A 16,322-nucleotide genomic window follows, 5' to 3' on the forward strand; every position below is an offset into this window, starting at 1 on the left:
TTGAGGCGGACCGCCGCGCCGTTCCCCCGCGGCTGCGGCGGCCGGACAAAAAACAGGCATCGTGAGGCCGTCATCTTGCGACGCTAGGCTTTGCGCTTTTCTTTTCGGGGGATGTCCATGGATGAATCGACGCGCGATCCGCGCAACCACAGCCGCCGCCGCTTTCTCGCCGGCGTGGCCGGCGCCGCCGCCGGCGCCAGCCTGCTCGGCGCCTGCAGCAGCGGCAGCGACGACAAGGGTGAATCCGGCTACGAGCAGGCCGTGCTGCCGGACCGTCCCGAGGACATCGGCATCGACCACATCGTCGTGGTGATGATGGAGAACCGTTCCTTCGATCATTTCCTCGGCTGGGTGCCGGGCGCCGACGGCAAGCAGGCCGGGCTGACGTTCAAGGACCGCGACGGCAAGCCGCAGAAGACTTACAGGCTGGCGCCGGATTACCAGGGCTGCGGCCTCGGCGACCCCGATCACAGCTACGACGGCGGCCGCGTGCACTACGACGACGGCAAGCTCGACGGCTGGCTGCTGACCGATCCGACGCAGGTCGGCGACGTCTTCCCGATCGGCTACTACACCGCCGACGACCTGCCGTTCTACAAGGGCATCGCCGCCGAATACACGGTCTGCGACCGCTACTTCTCCGGCATCCTCGCCTCGACCTATCCGAACCGCATGTACATGCACCTCGGCCAGACCGATCGCCTGTCGAACGAATTCAAGGTGTCCGTCCTGCCGAGCATCTGGGATCGCCTGGCGGTGGCCGGCGTGTCGCGCCGCTATTACTACCGCGACCTGCCGTTCATCGCCCTGGCCGGCGGCATCAGCGACACCCTGCTGATCTCGAAGAAGTACGAGCAGTTTCTCGCCGACGCGGCGGCCGGCGAGCTGCCGTCGGTGTGCTTCGTCGACCCCAAGTTCAACGTCGAGAGCCCGGACGGCACGTCCGAGGATGATCATCCGCAAGCCGACATCCGCCTCGGCCAGGCCTGGCTCAACCAGATCTACGAGGCGCTGCGCAACTCGCCGAACTGGGAGAAGACGCTGCTCATCATCAACTACGACGAGTGGGGCGGCTTCTTCGACCACGTGCCGCCGCCGATCGCGCCGGTCTCGGACCGCGAAGCGGCGCTCGGCAACGACGGCCGCCTCGGCTTCCGCGTGCCCTGCATGCTGATCGGCCCGCGCGCGCGGCGCGGCTACGTCAGCCATCTGCCGCTCGACCCGAACTCGATCCTCAACTTCATCGCCTGGCGCTTCGGCTTCGAGCCGCTCGGCGTGCGCGGCGCCAGTTCGCTGAACATCGCCTACGCGCTCGATCTCGACAACACGCCGCGCGGCGACGCGCCGGCCTTCGCCGTGCCGGCCGGCCCGACCGACCCGCTGTGCTCGACCGATACCAGCACCGCGGCCGGCAAGGCCCTGCACGAACTCGACCCGGTGACGCGCGCGCGCGTCGAGCACCAGCGCGAGAACGAGGCGCTGGCGGCCTTCGCGCGCAGCCTCGGCTTCCCGGTCTGAGCCTCGCTGGCGCGGCGGCGCAGCGACGTTCGTCGCCGCGCCGCTTGAACCGTCCTCCCCGGCATCGAACAATAGGCGCTCGGACGCGCCTCCGGGCGCACGGGGGAGCGGTGTCACGACACAGGAGCGCGGAATCGTCCGCACCGGGCGCGGCGGAAGCCCGGATCAGCATCTGGCGGTTCGCGGCCGCCGAATTCGACGAAGGCAGCTGGCAGCTGACGGTCGGCGGCGAGCCGGTCGATCTCGAACCGCGTCCGCTGCAGATTCTCCAGCACCTGCTGCGCTGCGCCGGCGAAGTCGTGCGCAAGGACGAGCTGATCAGCGCCGTCTACGGTCACAGCCACATCACCGACGGCGCGCTGCACAGCGCCATCAAGAAGCTGCGCACCGCGCTGCGCGACGATGCCGGCGCGATCATCGTCACCGTGCACCGCGTCGGCTACAAGCTGGCGGCGATCGTGCATCGCCAGACTCTCGGCGTGCGCCAGGCCGGCCTGCCGGCGCTGGCGGCGGGCGAGCCGGTGCCCCTGCGACCACAGTGGCAGCTGCTGCAGGGCCTCGGCCACAGCCACGTCAACGACGTGTGGCTGGCGCGCGACGGGAACAAGGCGCTGTGCGTGTTCAAGTTCAGCGCCCTGGGCAGCGGCCTCGCGGCGCTGCGTCGCGAGGTGACGCTGTCTCGCCTGCTGCACCGCGAGCTGCCCGAATCGCGCCGCTTCGCGCGCGTGCTCGACTGGAACTTCGCGCAGCCGCCGTTCTTCATCCAGTGCGCCTACGGCGGCCTCGACCTGCTCGAATGGGCGACGCAGCACGGCGGCATCGGCCTGGTGCCGCGCGCCCTGCGTCTGCGCCTGCTCGCCGACGTCGCCGATGCGGTCGCCGACGCGCATGACGTCGGCATCCTGCACAAGGACCTCAAGCCGGCCAACATCCTGGTCCACGACGGTGACGATCATCAGCCCGAAATCTGCCTCACGGATTTCGGCAGCGGCCATCTGCTGCAGCCCGAGCGCCTCGCCGCGCTGGGCATCACCCAGGCCGGCTTCACGCAGATCGGCGATCCCGCCGAGCGGGCCTCGTCCGGCGCCGGCACCTTGCCGTACCTGCCGCCCGAGGTGATCGCCGGCTACAGCCCGACTCTGCTGGCCGACGTCTACGCGCTCGGCGTGATGCTCTACCAGATGCTCGCCGGCGATTTCCGCAAGCCCCTGGCCTCCGGCTGGGAGCACGACATCGACGACGAGTTGCTGCGCGGCGACATCGCCGCCGCGACGCACGGCGATCCGCAGCGGCGCCTGCCGTCGGCGCGCGAGTTCGCCGGCCGCCTGCGCGATCTCGAACAGCGCCACGCGCAGCTCGCCGCGCAGCGTGCCGCGCAACGCGCGGCCGAGCAGCGCCAGGTCGAAGCGCAGCGCCTCGTCGAGCATGCCCGCGCCCGGCGGCCCTGGCTGCTGGCCACCGCGGCGGCGCTGGCGATCGGCGTCGGTGCCGTCGCTTTCCTCTACGCGAAAACGCTGCAGGCCAGCCACGAGGCGCAGCGCAACGCGGCGACCGCCGATGCCGTCAACCGCTTCTTCAATCGCGATGTGCTCGGCGCCGCTTCACCCTACGCCGGCCTGGCCACGGGCGAGCCGACGATCCGCGATGCCATCGACTACGCCGTCGGCCGCATCGACGCGCAGCTCGCCGACCAGCCGCTCGTCGAAGCCACGGTGCGCATGACCATCGGTCAGGTCTACGGCGAGGCCATGCAGATCGCCAAGGCGATCGAGCAGGATCGCCAGGCAGTGCGCCTGTTCGAAACACACGTCGGCATCGATGACCGGCGCACGCAGCAGGCGCGCTATCGCCTCGCGCTGGATCTGATCGACGCCTCCGGTTTCGACGAGGCCTGGCAACTGCTCGAAGGCACCGACGCGCTGCGCCGGTCGCTGCGCCTCGACGATCCCGAGACGCGGCTGCTGTCGCAGCAGGCGCACTGCTATTTCCACATCTGGCGCGAGCAGTACGAGGCCGCGCAGCCGGCCTGCGAAGGCGTGATCGCGACACAGCTCGAATTCGATCCGCACGACGGGCCGGCGCTCATCAAGGCGCGCGCCAATCTCGCCGTCGTGCACAGCCGCGCCGGCCGCGGCGAAGCGGCGGAGGTGCTGTTCCGGCAGCTGCAGGGCGATTTCGCCGGGCGCGGGCCGCGCAACGACCCGATGCGCCTGCGCTTCGATTATCTGCACGGCATGAACCTGCTGGGCCTGAAGCGCTACGACGAGGCCGCGGCATTGCTCGACGCCGCGCTGCGCGGCACGGCCGCCGCGCTCGGCGCCGACAATCCGCACACGCTCGAAGTGATGACCGGACTCGGCGAGCTCTACGCGCGCACCGGCCGCTACCAGCGCGCCGCCGAGACCCTGCGCATCGCCTATCTGGCCTACGCCCGCCAGCTCGGCCGAGACAATTTCTACACGCTGGCGACGCGCAGGGCGCTCGGCCATGCGCGCTGCCGGGCCGGCGCGCGCGGAGACGGCATCACCGAGCTGCAGGCCGCGCACCAGGGCCTTCTGCTGCAGAACGGCGCCCATCATCCGCAGACGCAATACGCCGCACTGCAGCTCGCGCAATGCCTCGTCGCCGACGCGCGTCCGGGCGAGGCCGCAGCGCTGCTGCGCGACCTGAGGCCGGCGTCATTGCAGGTTGCCGCACCCGAGCTGGACCTGCCGACGCAACTCGTCGCCCTGCGCGCGCGCTTGCCGGCGGCCGACGCCGGGGACGGCGGATCGTGAAGATCGCCGCAACGCCGCAGCGCCGATCGCGCCTAAGATAGGCGCAGGTTCACCGTCCGGAGTCGTCATGTTGCGAAATGCCTTGCTCGCCGTCGCCTGCGCCACCACGCTGCTGCCGCTCGCGCAGGCCGCGCCGCCCGTCGCCGATCCGGCACCGGCCGAGCAGACCTTCAAGCCGGCGACGATCTCGTCCGAAGCCTACGTGCCGAAGACGACCATCGGCCCGGAAGACCCGCTGCCGAACTGCCAGATCAAGATCGGCAGCGACTGGAGCGAAACGCCGACCCGGACGCTCGACGATTGCGCCGCCCTGCTCGATCAGAAGACGCCGGCGCAACCGAAGCCGATGACGACCGCGTACTGGAACAATCTCTACCTGTCGGCCGACGACAAGAACATTTACCAGGCCGACCCGAAGTCCTCGGCCTGGAGCGTGCTGCGGCCGCGGCAGAAGCGTTAGCCACGCCGCCGCGCGCTCAGGTCTTCGGCAGGGTGACGCCGGTCTGGCCCTGGTACTTGCCGCCGCGGTGTCGACGCGAGCGGCGGAGCAGGGCCCCCGCCGGCACGGCGGGGATGCGACCCGCGAGTCGGCGAACGCGATCGCGGCTTTGCGCGCGCACGCGCGTCGCGCTCAGGTCTTCGGCAGGGTGACGCCGGTCTGGCCCTGGTACTTGCCACCGCGATCGCGATAGCTCGTCTCGCAGACCTCGTCGGATTCGTAGAACAGCATCTGCGCAACGCCTTCGTTGGCGTAGATCTTCGCCGGCAGCGGCGTGGTGTTGCTGAACTCCAGCGTCACGTGGCCTTCCCATTCGGGTTCGAGCGGCGTGACGTTGACGATGATGCCGCAGCGCGCGTAAGTGCTCTTGCCGAGGCAGACGACCAGCGTCGAGCGCGGGATGCGGAAGTATTCGACGGTGCGCGCCAGCGCGAACGAGTTCGGCGGGATGATGCAGACATCGGACTTCATGTCGACGAAGGATTTCTCGTCGAAGTTCTTCGGATCGACGATCGTCGAATTGATGTTGGTGAAGATCTTGAACTCGTTGGCGCAGCGCACGTCATAGCCATAGCTCGAGGTGCCGTAGGAGACGATCTTGTGGCCGTCGACGTGCCGCACCTGGCCGGCCTCGAACGGTTCGATCATGCCCTGCGCCGCCATGCGGCGGATCCACTTGTCCGATTTGATGCTCACGCGCGTCTGCCCCGTTGATCGGCGCGCATTGTAGCGGCGCCGGCCGGCCGGCGCGCCGAGGCCGCCGCTCAGGACCGGCAGACCGCGCTGTCGGCGCCGCCGAGTTCCTCCGGCAGCATGCGCCTCGCCTTGAGGCGCGATTGCAGCTGCAGCAGGCAGCCGGGAAAGTTGCTGATCAGGCCGTCGACGCCCATGGCGCGCAGCGCCTGCAGGTCGGCGGCACGGTCCGCGGTCCATGGCACGACGCCCTTGCCGGCGGCGTGCGCGCGCTCGACGTAGGCGGCATCGACGCCCCGCTCCGAGTACGAGGGCGCGACGAAGTCGTCGCCGTCGGCGATCGCGCGGTCCAGGGCGAGGCCCGGATTCGGCACGCCGGAGCTCAAGTACAGCGTGCGGATGGCGGGATCGAGCGCCTTGACGCGGTTCAGCGCGAACGCGCTGAAGGACTGGATGATGATGCGATCCTTGATGCCGCTGGCCTGCACCAGCGTCACCAGTGCCGCGGCGTCGCGCGCGGCGTTCAGCACGTCCTTGATCTCGATGGTCACGGTCGGCCGGTAGGCGCCGGTGAGCGAGGCGGCGTAGGCGAACAGTTCTGCGGCGGTGGGAATCGTCAGGCCCTGGCCGCGTGCCGGATGCGCGGCGGCATCGTCCGGCGATGTCGTGCCCTGGCCGGGCGAGAACCAATAGCCGGCGTCGCAGGCCTGCAGCTCGGCATGCGTCATGGCGGTGACCGTGCCGCTGCAATCCGTGGTGCGCGTCAGCGTCTGGTCGTGCAGCAGCACGAATACGCCGTCGGCGGTCTGCCAGGTATCGGTCTCGAAATCGTCGACGCCGAGGCGCGCCGCGTTGCGGTAGGCGAGCATCGTGTTCTCGGGCGCGTAGGCCGCGCCGCCGCGATGCGCGGAGACATAGGGCCGCGCCAAGGGCGCGGCGCCGTCCGGCATGTTGTCCGAGGTGCTGCAGGCCGCCAGCAGCGACGTGCCCAGCAGCACCGCCCATCGCGCCCGTCCGTCGCCTTGCCGCATCGTCGCGCCCCTCTGCGAAGGCCGGCACGGATGCGCCGGCGCGCAAAAGCATAGGCCGGACGCATGATCGGCGCGTGACGCGTCGCCGCCCCGCCTCAAGCACCGCGGCCTGCTGCGCGGCCTCGATGACCAGCGCCACGTCCTCGCTCGGCAGCAAGCCCTTGCTCACGGCGCCTGCGGCGCCGCCGCGACGGGCGGGATTCGCATAGCCGATCGGCGGCTCGCGCCCGGCGCCCGACGAGCTGCCGCCCCACGCCGCCAGGCCCAGCGCCAGCACCGCGCACAGGCCCAGCCGCGGCTGCCGTTGTGGCCGCGTGGCGGACCGATATCGGTCCATCGTGCCGACATTCCGCGGGCATCGCCGACGCGCGGCCAGCCGCGCGCCGTCAGTCGTCGCTGATTTCGATCGTCGGAAACGCAGCTGCCGGCGTGCCGTAGGCCAGGCGCGCGGCGGCGCGGCGGGCGATGTCGCGGTAGCGCCGGCTGATGTCCGATTGCGGATCGGCGGCGACCGGCGGGCGGCCGCCGTCCGACTGTTCGCGGATCTTCAGGTCGAGCGGCAGCTGGCCGAGCAGCTCGACGCCGTACTGCGCCGCCATGCGCGCACCGCCGCCCTCGCCGAAGATCGCTTCGCGATGGCCGCAGCTGGAGCAGACGTGCCAGGCCATGTTCTCGACGACGCCGAGGATCGGCACCTCGACGCGACGGAACATCTGCAGTCCCTTCTTGGCGTCGAGCAGGGCGATGTCCTGCGGCGTGGTGACGATCAGCGCGCCGCTGACCGGGATGCGCTGCGCCAGCGTCAGCTGGATGTCGCCGGTGCCCGGCGGCATGTCGACGACGAGGTAGTCGATGTCGTCCCAGGCCGTCTCGTTGAGCAGCTGGCCGAGCGCCTGCGTGACCATCGGCCCGCGCCAGATCATCGGCTGGTCCTCGTCGACCAGATAGCCGATCGACATGGTCTGCAGGCCGAGCGCCGCCACCGGATGCATGCGCTTGCCGTCCGGCGACGTCGGCCGCAGGCCGTCGGCGCCGAGCATGCGCGGCTGGCTGGGGCCGTAGATGTCGGCATCGAGCAGACCGACGCGCGCGCCTTCGGCGGCGAGCGCGAGCGCGAGATTGACCGACACCGTGCTCTTGCCGACGCCGCCCTTGCCGCTCGCCACGGCGATGATGTTGCGGATGCCGGGCAGCGGCTGCAGGTTCTTGCGCAGCGCCTGCGCCTCGACGCGCCAGCCGATGGCCAGCTGCACATCGACGCCGAGCGCGGCGCCGATGTGTTCGGCGAGATCCTGCGCCATCGCGTCGCGAATGCCGGCCGCCGGAAAACCCAGCGTCAGGCGCACGCGAGCCCCGCTGCCGCTCGTCTCCGCCTCCGTCACCGCGCCGGCCGCGACCAGGCCGCGCCCGATCAGCGGATGGACATAGCCATCGAGGACCGACAGCAGGGCGTCGCGGGAAACGGCCATGGGCAACTCCGGATGCGAGGCGCGCGCGGCGCGCCGGAAATACGGGGCGCGCAGTCTACACCCCGGGGCCGCGCCGGCCGTATCCGCCGATCATGCCCCTGCCGCGCGCCGCGACGAGCATCGGCGCCCGGCGCGTGGCGTAGGATGAGGCCCTCAGCAGCGCCGATACCAGGGGGTCCGCGATGAACACCGATGTTTCCACCGCTCCGAGCAAGGACGACTGCAACCTGGCGATGCTCGCGCATCTGCTCGGCATCTTCACCGGCTTCATCGGCGCCCTGATCATCTGGATTCTGAAGAAGGACAGCCCTTCGGGCTTCGTCGCCGGCGAGGCGAAGGAGGCGCTGAACTTCCAGATCACGCTGCTGATCGGCTGGGTGATCGCCGGCATCCTCAGCGCCGCCCTGATCGGCATGCTGCTGTTTCCGATCCTGCTGATCGGCAACATCGTGCTCTGCATCCTCGGCGCGCTCGCCGCCGCGCGGGGCACGCCGCACCGCTACCCCTTCACCATCCGTCTGCTGCAATAGGCCCCAAAAAGCCGGGCGCGAGGCCCGGCTCTTTCGATGCCGCCTGCCTCAGTGCTGCACGTAGAGCAGCGCGTTGGGCGAGCCGCTGCCGACGTTGGCGAGCGCGTCGAGCGTCGCCGCGCCGAGCAGTTCGTCGGTGACCTCGGCCGGCGTATAGCCGGGATGCGCGCCGAGCACCAGCGCGGCGGCGCCGGTCACGTGCGGCGTCGCCATCGACGTGCCGCTGCTGGTGTTGGTTGCCGTGTTGCTCGTGTACCAGGCCGAGGTGATGTTGGTGCCGGGCGCGAACAGATCGACGCAGGCGCCGTAGTTCGAATAGCTGGTGTCGCGTGAATCGGCGCTGGTCGTGGCGCCGACCGTGATGGCGTCCGGCACCTGGTTCGGCGAGCCGCTGCAGGCGTCGGCGTTGTCGTTGCCGGCGGCGACCGCGAAAGTCACGCCCTGCACGATGGCGTTGTGCACGGCGTCGTCGAGCGCCGCCGAATCGCCGCCGCCGAGCGACATGTTGGCGACCGCCGGCCGGATGCGGTGCGCCGCCACCCAGTCGACGCCGGCGATCACGCCCGAGGTCGAGCCGCTGCCGTTGCAGCCGAGCACGCGCACCGAGTGGATCGTCGCCTTCCTGGCGACGCCGTAGGTGGTACCGACCGCGGTGCCGGCGACGTGCGTGCCGTGACCGTTGCAGTCCGTGGTATTGGCCGGATCGGTCTTGCAGCCGACGCCGAGCAGGTTGCAGAGCAGGCCACCCTGGTTCGGCGCGAAGTTCTGGCCGGCGGCGACGCGGCCCGTGAACTCGGTGTGCGTGGCGTTGAGGCCGGTGTCGATGACGTAGACGTGCACGCCCTGCCCGCCCTGGTCCGGATACTGATAGAGCCCGTCGAGCGGCAGCGCCGCCTGGTCGACGCGGTCGAGACCCCAGGTCGCGCCGCTCTGCGTGGCGGTCGCCGTCATCACCTGATCCTGCTCGACGCGCTTGACGCCGGGCAGCGTCGCCAGCATCGCCGCCTGGTTCGGTGACATGCGGGCGCTGAAGCCGAGCAGCGCGTGTTCGTACTGCGCCAGCACCTGACCACCGCCGACCTGCGCGAGCAGGTTCTGCACGCGCTGGCCGAGCGCGGGGCCGCGCGCCGTCGGCGCGGCGGCGTCGAACTGCACGATGTATTGATTGGCGATCGGCTGGCCGGCTTGCGCCGCGCCGACACCCAGCAGCAATGCAGCACCCGCCAGCAGCCGGCGGCCCAGACCTGTCTTGCGTTTCATGCGTCTTCCCCTGTTGATGACGTCTGCGACGCCCGTCCTTGCGACGGACGCCCTCCTCGGCCCTGATCATGCGCGACACCGGGTGCCGCGTTTTACCCCGGAGCCTGCGTGGCAAAAGAAAGGCGGACCGCGAGGCCCGCCGGAGGCTTGATCAAGCAGTAACGCTTTCGGGAGCGCCGTCCATGACGCTCCTCATTCTGTCTGCATTCCATCGTCGCGATCGGCGGACGGCAGGTCCGGCCGCCCGTCTTCATGATCGTCGCCCGCGCCGCGCTTGCCGGCGTGCGTCGCATCGTGGCGGTACGGCGTCCAGCGATGCCGCCGATAGCCGTCCGTCACTGCCTTCTGCTGTTCGTACGGACGCTCGGCGTCGAGATAGACGTTGTAGCCGTCGTGCGTGTACTGCTGCAGCAGCATCGGCAGCGCGGCGCCCTGCGACCAGCCATCGCCCTCGCGCCAGAACCAAAGCTGCGCCTCGGGGGCGTAGTAGATCTGCTTCTTCGGGTAGTAGATGTAGCGGTGCTGGCCCCGTGCCGCATGGCCGGGCTGCGCCTGTCCGCTCATCGGCATCAGCAGCGCCAATCCCAGCGCGGCGGCGAGCAAGGGACGGGTCATGCGGCGGTCTTGTTCATGCGTCGGGCGAGGCTGAAGCCGCGGCGCTGAATCGCACCTGAACCCGCCCGGCGCGCCACGGGGCCGCGCACGGCGACGTGCGATAATCGCCGCCCGCTCCGCCGCCCCGCCACGACGCTCCTCATGGCCCGCCAGATCCTCGTCACCAATGCCCTGCCCTACGCCAACGGCCCGATCCACCTCGGCCACATGGTGGGCTACATCCAGGCCGACATCTGGGTGCGCTTCCAGCGCCTGCAGGGCAATACCGCGCACTACGTCTGCGCCGACGACGCGCACGGCACGCCGATCATGCTGGCCGCCGAAAAGGCCGGCATTCCGCCGGAAGTCTTCATCGCCGAGATCAAGCTGCAGCACGAGCGCGATTTCGCCGACTTCCTGGTCGCCTTCGACCACTATCACTCCACGCATTCGGAAGAGAACCGCCTGCTCTGCGAGCTGATCTACACGCGCCTGCGCGCCGGCTCGCCGATCGCCGCCGAACGCGCGGCCATGCCGCCGGCGATCGCCAGCCGCTCGATCCAGCAACTCTACGATCCGGTCAAGGACATGTTCCTGCCGGACCGCTACATCAAGGGCGAGTGCCCGCGCTGCGGCACGCCCGACCAGTACGGCGACAACTGCGAGAACTGTGGCGCGGCCTATTCGCCGACCGACCTGAAGAACCCGAAGTCCGTGGTCTCCGGCGCGACGCCGGTGCTGAAGGATTCGGAGCACTACTTCTTCGAGCTGCCGAAGTACCAGGCCTTCCTCGAACAATGGCTCGAAGGCGAGGTTGCGCATGCCTCGGTCAAGGCCAAGCTCAAGGAGTGGTTCGCCTCCGGCCTCAAGGACTGGGACATCTCGCGCGACGCGCCGTACTTCGGCTTCGCGATTCCCGGCGCGGCCGGCAAGTTCTTCTACGTCTGGCTCGACGCGCCGATCGGCTACATGGCCTCGTTCAAGGCCTACTGCGAGACGCTCGCCGCCGCGCAGAACCGCGAAGCGGCGGAAGTCTTCGCCGAGTTCTGGGACCCGCAGCCGAGCAAGGCCGCCGAGCGCAGCACCGACACCAGCGGCGCCTGGCCGCTGCCGACCGAGCTGCACCACTTCATCGGCAAGGACATCGTCAATTTCCACGGCCTGTTCTGGCCGGCGATGCTGCACGGTGCGGGCTTCCGCACGCCGACGGCGCTGCACGTCAACGGCTATCTGACCATCGACGGCGCCAAGATGAGCAAGAGCCGCGGCACCTTCATCAAGGCGCGCACGTATCTCAATCACCTGAACCCGGAATACCTGCGCTATTACTTCGCCGCCAAGCTCGGCAGCGGCGTGGACGATCTCGATCTCAACCTCACCGACTTCAGCAATCGCGTCAACAGCGATCTGGTCGGCAAGTACGTCAACATCGCCAGCCGCTGCGCCGGCTTCATCGAGAAACTGTTCGACGGCCATCTCGCGGTGGCGATGCACGACCGCACGCTGTTCGAGGACTTCGCGTCGGAAGCCGACAATCTGCGCGAGCTCTACGAAGCCGGCGATTTCGCCGGCGCGCTGCGCGAGATCATGCTGATGGCCGACGACGCCAATGCCGAGATCCAGAAGCTCGCGCCCTGGGCGATGGCCAGGGACGAGGCGCGCCGCGAGGAGCTGCATCAGGTCTGCACCACTTTCCTCAACCTGTTCCGTCAGCTGACGGTCTATCTGAAGCCGGTACTGCCGCGCATCGCCGCGCAGGTCGAGGCATTCTTCAACGTTGCGCCGTTCGTGTGGAGCGACGCCAGGAAGCCTCTGCTCGGCCAGCAGATCCAGCCGTATGCGCCGCTGATCACGCGCATCGAGCCGAAGGCCATCGAAGCGATGCTCGCCGAGGAGCGCGCCAGCGCGCCGCCGGAAGCGCCGAAGCCGGCTGCTGCTGCTGCGCCAGCGAAGAAGGCCACAGCGAAGCCCGCCGAGGCACCGGAAGCGGCGCCGGCGACGATCGGCATCGAGGATTTCGGCAAGGTCGATCTGCGCATCGCGCGCATCGCCTCGGCCGAGCACGTCGAAGGCGCCGACAAGCTGCTGCGCCTGCAGCTCGATCTCGGCCCGCTCGGCACGCGCCAGGTGTTCGCCGGCATCAAGGCCGCGTATGCGCCGGAGACGCTGGTCGGCCGCCTGACGATGTGCGTCGCCAATCTGGCGCCGCGCAAGATGAAGTTCGGCATGTCCGAAGGCATGGTGCTCGCCGCCAGCGACGAGCGCGGCGGCCCGTTCCTGCTCGCGCCGGATGCCGGCGCCGAACCCGGGATGAAGGTGAAGTAAGGCGACGATGGCGTACCGCGTCGCATGGATCGACGAGGCGCGCTGCATCGGCTGCGCGAAATGCCTCGTCGTTTGTCCGACCGACGCCATCGTCGGGGCCGAGCGCTACCTGCACACCGTCATCAGCCGGGAGTGCATCGGCTGCGAACAATGCCTGCCGCCCTGCCCGGTCGACTGCATCGAGTTGCACGCCGTGGAGCAGAAGCCGTTCGACGATGCCGTCGCGCGTCAGCGCGTGAAGGCGCGCAAGCTGCGCCTCAGGCGCCGCGACGATGAACGCGAGGCCGAGCGCGAACGGCGCAAGGCGATGCTGAAGGCGCGCGCCGCCGCGGCCGATCCGAGCGAGGCGCCGCAGGCGCCCGATCCACTGGCGCGTGCGCTCGCTGCCGCGCGTGCGCGCCGCGACCGGATGCCAGACTGAAGCGCGACACCATCGCGCCATTCCCGCCCGCATGAATCCCGCCAAACGCCACGAGATCTTCCGCCGCCTGCGTGAGCACAATCCGGCGCCGACCACCGAGCTGCGCTACACGACGCCGTTCGAGCTGCTGATCGCCGTCGTGCTGTCGGCGCAGGCCACCGACGTCGGCGTCAACAAGGCGACGGCGAAGCTGTTCCCGGTCGCCAACACGCCGGACGCGATTCTCGCGCTCGGCGAGGCGGGGCTGCGCGAGTACATCAAGACCATCGGCCTGTATCAGACCAAGGCGAAGAACGTCATCGGCCTGTGCCGGCAGCTGATCGAGCGGCACGGCGGCGAGGTGCCGCGTGACCGGCAAGCGCTCGAAGCCCTGCCCGGCGTCGGCCGCAAGACGGCGAACGTGGTCCTCAACACCGCGTTCGGCGAGGCGACCATCGCCGTCGATACGCACATCTTCCGAGTCGCCAACCGCACCGGCATCGCGCCGGGCAAGAACGTGCGGCAGGTCGAGGACAAGCTGCTGAAGGTGGTGCCGGAAGAATTCAGGCGCGACGCGCACCACTGGCTGATCCTGCATGGCCGCTACGTCTGCAAGGCGCGCAAGCCGGAATGCGGGCGCTGCGCGATCGTCGACCTGTGCGAGTTCAAGGCGAAGACGCCGTTCGACACGGCGCCGGTGCGTTAGCGAGCCGGCCGTGAACTCCCTCTCCCCGCCTGCGGGGAGAGGGAATCATGCCCGCGCGTGCTTCACCAGTTGATCGCCAGCGCCGCGTAGTACTGTCGGCCGGCGGACTGTTGCGCGTAGTACGTGCCGGGGAACAGCACCGCGTCCGTCGCCTGGTTCAGCACGCGCTTGTCGCCGAGATTGCTGCCGCCGACCGTCAGCGTCCACAGATCGTCGGCGCTGCCGAGACTGAGGCGCGCGGCGTATTCCATGTAGCCACCGACGCGCGTGTGCGGATCGAGATCGGTGTCCGTGTACTGCTCGCCCTGCCAGATAGCGTCGGCGGACAGGCGCGCGACCAGCGAACCGAGCGGCAGCGTCAGTACCGGCGTCAGCGTCGCCGTCTGCTTCGGCGTGAAGGCGAGGCGCTTGCCCTTCAGATCCTGCGTGGCGTTGATGCCTTGCGAGATCGGCGCCGGCGCATCCGGGTACTGGTCGTAGCTCGCGTCGATCAGGCCGAAGGAGCCGTTGAGCATCAGCATGCGCCAGGGCGTCAGCCACTGGAAATCGGCTTCGAGGCCCTGCGAAGTGGCGCTGGCGTTGCCGACGTTGGTCGTCGCCCCATGGAACGCCAGCACCTGCAGATCGTCGAGCTTGGTCTGGTACAGCGCCATGTTGAAGTTGAGCCTGCGTTCGAAGAAACGGCCCTTGAAGCCCACTTCCGCAGTGCCCGCCTTCTCCGGCTTGAAGGCGAGATCTTCGCCGGTGTACGAGAGCGAGTTGTAGCCGCCGCTCTTGTAGCCGCGCGCGTAGCTCGCGTAGACATTGAGGTTCGGATCCCAGATGTACTGCAGCGCGACCTTCGGCGACCAGTCGGTCTCGTCGCGCTTGAGATTGGGGTGCGAGTAGTCCTTGGCGCCGAGCAGCAGCGGCGTCAGGCAGGTCGGCGCCGTGCGGCAGTGCGCGGTGCCGGCGCTGTCGACGTCCTTGGTTTCGCGGTTGTAGCGGATGCCCGGCGTCAGCGCCCAGTGCTCGCTGATGTTCCAGGTCATCTGCGCGTAGAGTGCGCCGGACTTCAGCTTCTGGCGATAGTCGAACTGGTAGGCGTCGTCGCCGATCACGCCGGCGAGCAGATCGCCGAGGATCGGCAAGGTCGCGATGTTGCCCGGCAACGCGTTGAGGTTGCCGGTGATCAGCTGCCAGGCATCCTGCGTCAGGACATACGAGCCGATGTCGTGGCCGACCGCGACCTGCGCGCGCAGCTTGTAGTTGGACTCGAAGAAGAAGCCGCCGGCGACGAAATCGACCGACTGCCCGAGCCCGAAGAGGCTGTCGCTGCGGCCGCTGAAGCGCAGCTCGGCCGAGGTCTGGCCGTAGTCTTCGTAGTTGTACAGGCGCAGCAGGTCGGCCGGCGAGACGTCGAGGTCGTTGAGCTGGTTGATCGCCAGGTTGCTGTAGCCGCCGATCAGGATCAGGTGCGCGTCCCGGATGCCGCCGAGATCACCCATCGCCCAGTCGGTCTTCAGGCTTTCGGTCGCCGAGTTCTTGTTGATGAAGCCCGGCTGGTCGAAGGAGGTGCGGAAGTCGTATGGATCGTCCTCGATGTCCGGGTCGAACTTGTCGAGATAGTTGCGCGTGCCGGTATCGAGCGCGAACAGTTCGTACGGCCAGAAGTTGATGTCGGTGACGGAGCGCTGCAGCGTGACATCCATGGTCACGTCGTCGAGCGGCAGCAGGCGCAGCTTCAGGCGGCCGGCCTTCTGGCGCATCTTGTCTTCGTCGCGATCGAGATACTGGTTGTACAGCTCGCCGTCGCCGGACTGCGCCAGCACCGCGAGGCGCGCGCCGAACCAGTCGTTGAACATGCCGCCGACGCCGCCCTCGAGGCGCTGTTCGTTGTACTGGCCGGTGCTGAGGCGGAGGTTGCCGGAGAACTGCTCGGTCGGGCTCGCGGTGATGACGTTGTAGAGGCCGGCGACGGTGTTCTTGCCGAACAGCGTGCCCTGCGGGCCGCGCAGCACTTCGACGCGGTCGATGTCGAACATCGATTCGGTGAAGTACGCGCCACGGCCGTAGAAGATCTCGTCCTCGACGAAGCCGACCGAGCTCTCGAAGCTCGGGTTGAAGGTGTTGGTGCCGAAGCCGCGGATGAAGACCTGCGGCGAGCCGAGATCGTCGGCGTCGACGCGCACGTTGGGAATGTAGGTCGAGGCGTCGGCGAGATTCGAGGCGTTGATGTCCTTGAGCAGATCGCCGCTGAGCGCCGATACCGAGATCGGCACGTCGTGCAGCGACTGCTTGCGCTTCTGCGCGGTGACGACGATCTCGGCGAGACCCTGCGCTTCGTCCTGCGGCTCGGCCGCCGGAACCGGCGGCGGCGCGTCGGCGGAGGCGACCGGGATCGTGTCGAGCGGCGCGCCATCGGCCTGCGCATCGGCGGGCGGCGTCTCGGGCGCGGCGGTTTCCTGCGCCTCGACGTCGACGCAGACCAGGGGAAGAACGACCGCGAACGCTGCTAGGGCGCGCATAAGGCCTCGGCAC

At 69.1% G+C, this 16,322-nt stretch carries 13 protein-coding genes; 7 read left to right on the forward strand and 6 right to left on the reverse strand.

The genetic code is table 11. From position 1 onward, the window contains the following. The first annotated feature begins 117 nt into the window (after window positions 1-117). From K344_RS20220 to K344_RS0104490, 3 genes are all read left to right on the forward strand, one after another. Window positions 118-1,518, forward strand: coding sequence for an alkaline phosphatase family protein (locus K344_RS20220; protein WP_051361898.1), 1,401 nt, complete (start codon window positions 118-120; stop codon window positions 1,516-1,518). Between the two features lie 110 nt (window positions 1,519-1,628). After that, window positions 1,629-4,295 (forward strand): protein kinase domain-containing protein, encoded by a 2,667-nt coding sequence (locus K344_RS23825; RefSeq protein WP_051361899.1) that lies wholly within the window; start codon window positions 1,629-1,631, stop codon window positions 4,293-4,295. Between the two features lie 67 nt (window positions 4,296-4,362). Then, window positions 4,363-4,755 (forward strand): hypothetical protein, encoded by a 393-nt coding sequence (locus tag K344_RS0104490; protein ID WP_157622769.1) that lies wholly within the window; start codon window positions 4,363-4,365, stop codon window positions 4,753-4,755. A 171-nt stretch (window positions 4,756-4,926) separates the two neighbouring features. Here the strand turns inward: K344_RS0104490 and dcd are convergent, their stop codons facing one another. The 3 genes from dcd to apbC all read right to left on the reverse strand — a co-directional run bounded on the left by dcd (window position 4,927) and on the right by apbC (window position 7,987). Next, the gene (gene dcd, locus K344_RS0104495) at window positions 4,927-5,490 is read right to left on the reverse strand and encodes a dCTP deaminase (RefSeq protein ID WP_028079654.1); all 564 of its coding nucleotides are present in this window, start codon (window positions 5,488-5,490) and stop codon (window positions 4,927-4,929) included. Window positions 5,491-5,558: 68 nt separating this feature from the next. Continuing rightward, a complete protein-coding gene (locus K344_RS0104500) occupies window positions 5,559-6,485 on the reverse strand; it encodes a glycerophosphodiester phosphodiesterase (protein WP_043113810.1) in 927 nt (308 codons plus the stop codon). A 419-nt stretch (window positions 6,486-6,904) separates the two neighbouring features. After that, window positions 6,905-7,987 (reverse strand): iron-sulfur cluster carrier protein ApbC, encoded by a 1,083-nt coding sequence (apbC, locus tag K344_RS0104505; RefSeq protein WP_028079656.1) that lies wholly within the window; start codon window positions 7,985-7,987, stop codon window positions 6,905-6,907. 182 nt (window positions 7,988-8,169) lie between these two features. On the opposite strand from apbC, the gene K344_RS0104510 reads away from it, so the two are divergent. Then, window positions 8,170-8,517 carry a DUF4870 domain-containing protein gene (locus K344_RS0104510; RefSeq protein WP_028079657.1) on the forward strand — a complete coding sequence of 116 codons (348 nt, stop codon included), beginning with the start codon at window positions 8,170-8,172 and terminating at the stop codon, window positions 8,515-8,517. A 48-nt stretch (window positions 8,518-8,565) separates the two neighbouring features. Here K344_RS0104510 and K344_RS0104515 read toward each other — a convergent pair whose 3' ends face one another. Both K344_RS0104515 and K344_RS0104520 read right to left on the reverse strand, forming a co-directional pair. Continuing rightward, complete coding sequence (locus K344_RS0104515; RefSeq protein ID WP_051361900.1) at window positions 8,566-9,777, reverse strand: S8 family peptidase; 1,212 nt, start codon at window positions 9,775-9,777, stop codon at window positions 8,566-8,568. A 192-nt stretch (window positions 9,778-9,969) separates the two neighbouring features. Then, window positions 9,970-10,392 carry a hypothetical protein gene (locus K344_RS0104520; protein WP_028079659.1) on the reverse strand — a complete coding sequence of 141 codons (423 nt, stop codon included), beginning with the start codon at window positions 10,390-10,392 and terminating at the stop codon, window positions 9,970-9,972. A 141-nt stretch (window positions 10,393-10,533) separates the two neighbouring features. Here K344_RS0104520 and metG point away from each other — a divergent pair, with 141 nt between their 5' ends. From metG to nth, 3 genes are read left to right on the forward strand one after another with little or no spacing between them, the layout of a single operon-like run. Then, a complete protein-coding gene (metG, locus tag K344_RS0104525; protein ID WP_028079660.1) occupies window positions 10,534-12,696 on the forward strand; it encodes a methionine--tRNA ligase in 2,163 nt (720 codons plus the stop codon). 7 nt (window positions 12,697-12,703) lie between these two features. Continuing rightward, window positions 12,704-13,117, forward strand: coding sequence for an RnfABCDGE type electron transport complex subunit B (locus tag K344_RS20230; RefSeq protein ID WP_051361901.1), 414 nt, complete (start codon window positions 12,704-12,706; stop codon window positions 13,115-13,117). A 31-nt stretch (window positions 13,118-13,148) separates the two neighbouring features. Beyond that, complete coding sequence (gene nth, locus K344_RS0104535; protein WP_028079661.1) at window positions 13,149-13,802, forward strand: endonuclease III; 654 nt, start codon at window positions 13,149-13,151, stop codon at window positions 13,800-13,802. A 62-nt stretch (window positions 13,803-13,864) separates the two neighbouring features. On the opposite strand, the gene K344_RS0104540 is transcribed toward nth, so the two are convergent. Continuing rightward, window positions 13,865-16,309 carry a TonB-dependent receptor gene (locus tag K344_RS0104540; RefSeq protein ID WP_043113811.1) on the reverse strand — a complete coding sequence of 815 codons (2,445 nt, stop codon included), beginning with the start codon at window positions 16,307-16,309 and terminating at the stop codon, window positions 13,865-13,867. Between the last annotated feature and the right edge of the window lie 13 nt (window positions 16,310-16,322).

Origin of the sequence: Solimonas soli DSM 21787 (genome assembly GCF_000474945.1) — a bacterium.
Lineage (GTDB): Bacteria > Pseudomonadota > Gammaproteobacteria > Nevskiales > Nevskiaceae > Solimonas > Solimonas soli.

Bases quoted from the DNA above. Each gene is read 5' to 3' on its own strand.
- nth (WP_028079661.1), top strand. From the start codon at position 13,149: ATGAATCCCGCCAAACGCCACGAGATCTTCCGCCGCCTGCGTGAGCAC.
- K344_RS0104520 (WP_028079659.1), bottom strand. From the start codon at position 10,392: ATGACCCGTCCCTTGCTCGCCGCCGCGCTGGGATTGGCGCTGCTGATG.
- K344_RS0104490 (WP_157622769.1), top strand. From the start codon at position 4,363: ATGTTGCGAAATGCCTTGCTCGCCGTCGCCTGCGCCACCACGCTGCTG.
- K344_RS20220 (WP_051361898.1), top strand. From the start codon at position 118: ATGGATGAATCGACGCGCGATCCGCGCAACCACAGCCGCCGCCGCTTT.
- apbC (WP_028079656.1), bottom strand. From the start codon at position 7,987: ATGGCCGTTTCCCGCGACGCCCTGCTGTCGGTCCTCGATGGCTATGTC.
- K344_RS0104510 (WP_028079657.1), top strand. From the start codon at position 8,170: ATGAACACCGATGTTTCCACCGCTCCGAGCAAGGACGACTGCAACCTG.
- K344_RS0104515 (WP_051361900.1), bottom strand. From the start codon at position 9,777: ATGAAACGCAAGACAGGTCTGGGCCGCCGGCTGCTGGCGGGTGCTGCA.
- metG (WP_028079660.1), top strand. From the start codon at position 10,534: ATGGCCCGCCAGATCCTCGTCACCAATGCCCTGCCCTACGCCAACGGC.
- K344_RS0104540 (WP_043113811.1), bottom strand. From the start codon at position 16,309: ATGCGCGCCCTAGCAGCGTTCGCGGTCGTTCTTCCCCTGGTCTGCGTC.
- K344_RS20230 (WP_051361901.1), top strand. From the start codon at position 12,704: ATGGCGTACCGCGTCGCATGGATCGACGAGGCGCGCTGCATCGGCTGC.